Source organism: Phormidium sp. CCY1219 (assembly GCF_055795085.1).
In genome coordinates this window covers 1-3,642 of sequence record NZ_JAYFEQ010000252.1, presented here as the reverse complement: position 1 = coordinate 3,642, position 3,642 = coordinate 1, and the positions used below count along the sequence as shown (strand labels likewise).

The following is a 3,642-nucleotide window of genomic DNA, read 5'->3' as shown; positions in this document are numbered from 1 at the left end:
TCCGGTGTTACTGGGTCTATATTAGCGAGTAACTTTCGGTTTGAGTTGCCAAACTGGCAAGTTTGTTTCGGCGATTTTAGTGGGGCTGAACGAGGGAAAATCTTTTATTTATTAAACAAATGATAGTTGCAAAAACCGCATTTTTTAATAAAATGCCGGATAGCGATCGCGCCCAGGGACAAGGCACTACCCCGTTCTGAATCTCGGTAGATGACCCGTCGCTGGAACCAGGATTAAGACTCAGTTTAGCTGACAATTGATAGAAAAATCGTCGTCCAAAGCCCAGGGAAAGGAGCGACCAAATAAAAACCTGCCTAATTTGAGAAAAATTAGACAGCCAGAAAAAATTAATTTAAGAGAGGTTTGTTATCGAGAGAGGGAAAATAACCCCTAGCAATCGGCCAAAAATAAAGAACAACTAAGACCCTTACCAATACCGGATCGAGTGGGAGTCGAGAGAGCAATTACAATTGACATAGGCTCCATAACCGCCGCGTACATTTTTCTGGTGTACGTCCACCGCTTCTAGATAGGGAATATCTTTAATCCGGGATTGGGAGCTGGGTTGGCGATTCTCCGAGCACTCATCCGGTTTGCGGTTTTCATTTTCTTGGCGTTCTTTGCGGTGTTGCTTCATCAATCGGTTGTAAGTCCGATAAGGAATGTAGTGGAGGGGATTGTATCCTCCAACGCGCAGAATGAGGACGCAAGCCCAAGAATATTTGCCGGCCAAGATAGCATCCACAATCAGATCGAATTGTTCTTGAGTCATTACCTTGTCCAGTTTGCTCGTAGCAGGTACGTGATAATTCATGTTGATGTCTCCTGGGTATGGTATGGTATAGGAAATAATGACAGTTTAGAAATTGATTCCACCTTCTTTGAGCTGCCGGATCGGATCTAAAAACAGATCGGCAATGCGGCGATCGCGAATAATGATATCTGCATTGGCAGTTTGTCCCGGCTTGAAGTAAATTTTTTCTCCATTTTCGATAACATAATTCCGTTCTAAAGTAATTTCAGTTTTGTAAACCATGCCCAATTTTTCATCGACCTCGGCATCGGGAGAAACCGAAGTCACTTTACCGGAGATGATGCCGTATTCCTGATAAGGATAGGCATCAAACTTCACCTGAACCTCCATATCGGTTTTGATAAAACCGGCTTCCCGATTAGGCACCCGGGCGGAAAGAACCAGGGGTGCATTTTCCGGAGCAATTTCGGCAATCGTTGCCCCCGGTTGAAGCACTTCGCCGGTGTTACTGACTTCCAGAGAAAGCACCATCCCATCAACCGGTGCATAGAGAAAGCGTTCTTTTAACTTGGTTTTGGCACTTTCGAGGCGATTTTTAGTGTCAGAAATTCTGCCTTCGAGTTCAGAGATTTCGAGTTGCAGGCGATCGCCTTGCTGCTGTGATTCGAGCTGAGCGCTTTCCGCTTCGGCGAGCTTTTGCTGTAGTTGTGCTTGCAATCGATTTAATTCAGCGTTAGCTTGTGCGAGCTTTCCGCGAGTGTCGGTAATTTTTTCGCGCTGGGCCTGTAGGGAACGCTCCGCTTCAAATAAACGTTCCCGAGCCAGAGTTGCCTCAGAAATTTGCGATCGCAGCAGAGCATGTTGCCGATCGCGCAGAGCTTGCTGAGCCTCAAACACCTGTTCCCGCGCCCGAGTCGTCTCAGAAATTTGCGATCGCAGCAGAACCGTTTGCCGATCGCGCAGAGCTTGCTGAGCCTCAAACACTTGTTCCCGCGCCCGAGTCTTGTCTGCCATTTGCGCTCTGAGCAGAGCATTTTCGCGATCGCGCAGAGCTTGCTGTGCTTGAAACAACCGCTCTTGCGATACCGCACCTTCTTCCACCAACGGCTTTAACCGAGCGATGCGCTCCTTTTGTGCCTCCACATCTACTGTTAACTGCTCGATGAGCTGTTGGGTTTGTTCCTGCATAGGTGCGACAATTTCCTGTCGTTGGTGCTGAGCCTGTACATCCGCTTCTAATTGGGCAATCAGCGCCTCAGTTTTCTCTTGCAGCGGCTCGACAATCTCACCCCGTTCCTTCTGTGCGGCTACATCTGCCTCTAGTTGCTCCATCAACTCTTGCGCTTGCTGTGCCAGGGGTTGGAGCCGATCGCGCCGGGTTTGGAGTGCCACTTCATCCGCTTGCAATTGTGCCAGAATTTCCGTAGTCGTGGATACAGTTTGTTCCGCTTGAGCGATCGCCACTTGCTGCGCCTCGATCTCCGCCTGAGAGATCGCCGCCTGAGTTTTAGCCGACAACCGAATTTGTTCGCTCAAATTCTGCTTTTGCGCCAACTGCATTTGGGCAATTGCCAATTGTTCTTCCAGACGCTGAACTTCTGTAGCTTCCAGGTCCGTTTCCAATTCAGCGATCGGCGTTCCCTTTTTCACCCGATCCCCTTCTTCCACGGCGATTTTCGCCACCTTACCCATGTTCGCGGAATGGACTTGATATACATTTCCTTGCGGTACCAGTTCCCCGTGAGCGTGACTCACCTCATTAATCCGACCGAACCACGCCCAGGCACCAAACGCCACACAAAACACCATTCCGCCCAAGAGGACCTGACGTCCAAAAGCGGCGGGGGGTTTTTCCAGCAAGCTATGGACGCAAGGAGACCACAGGGACTCATTCTCATCCGGTGCCGAGGGGGCCTCAGAGTCCGAGACAGAGGGTACAACCCCACGCCGAGGGTTCGCGGAAGTGGCCACACCGCCATAGATAGAAGCCGCCCTATCCCACAGGTTCATGTCACGGCGATCGCGCGAGGGAGGTTCCCGGTGCAATAGATGAGGATCCCGGGAGGAGTTTTGCTGACTCCATAGGGTTTCCTTTTCAACACTGGAATCACCAGTTTCGGTCTTGAAAGTCATAACTCGATTTTCCTTGGGCGAGTAGTTCCCTCAAACGGTGATGTTCAAAACTCGAGATCCGTTGTGGTGTGTCTGGGTAAGCCAGGGGTGGTTTCGCTAGGGTTTCAGCCTCCTCCTCTAAGTAGAAACACTGAAATTGCAGAGAGTCGATAATAAATTTTGGGAAAGCCAACGGTACCGAGCTTCGGTAAACACTTACGTGGACATACTAACCTAAGCTATCATGTCTGTTTGCCAAATTGGCAATTTTGTTACCAACTTTATCGTTTTTTTACAAAACTCGGTAAAATTCCCCCTAATTTGTCAGTTTTTTAAAGATTTGGTAAAGCAGGCCACTACGGTCATACCGTATTTTCACGGTATATGATGAGGGGGTGAGACCCCCAATTTAGGCAAAAATGGGGCAAAGGCAAAAAGATGCGGAAGCCATGAGAAGGGTTTTGCCCCAGGATCCAGCCCTTACCCCAGTTTGGAAAATCCACTTAAAGGTCGAGCTGTTGCTGCGCCAGGTGATAGTACAATCCTCCCAGATTCATCAGTTCCGCATGGGAGCCTTGCTCCACCAACAGACCGCGATCGAGCACCAAAATACAGTCTGCATTTCGCACCGTAGAAAGACGGTGGGCGATGATAAACGTGGTGCGATCGCGACGAATCCGCTCCAGATTTTGCTGGAACCGACGTTCCGACTCGGTATCCAGAGAACTGGTCGCCTCATCCAAAATTAAAATCTGCGGATTGCCCAACAACGCCCG

The 3,642-nt window shown here is 49.5% G+C and carries 2 protein-coding genes and 1 pseudogene; all 3 read right to left on the bottom strand.

The window, feature by feature from the left end:
* Nucleotides 1-427: 427 nt before the first annotated feature.
* A complete protein-coding gene (locus tag AC0QH1_RS02790; protein ID WP_324629286.1) occupies nt 428-814 on the bottom strand; it encodes a HetP family heterocyst commitment protein in 387 nt (128 codons plus the stop codon).
* A 45-nt stretch (nt 815-859) separates the two neighbouring features.
* Nucleotides 860-2,887 carry a beta-barrel domain-containing protein gene (locus AC0QH1_RS02785; protein ID WP_324629285.1) on the bottom strand — a complete coding sequence of 676 codons (2,028 nt, stop codon included), beginning with the start codon at nt 2,885-2,887 and terminating at the stop codon, nt 860-862.
* A gap of 482 nt (nt 2,888-3,369) precedes the next feature.
* Nucleotides 3,370-3,642: pseudogene (locus tag AC0QH1_RS02780) on the bottom strand (multidrug ABC transporter permease); the annotation flags it as partial.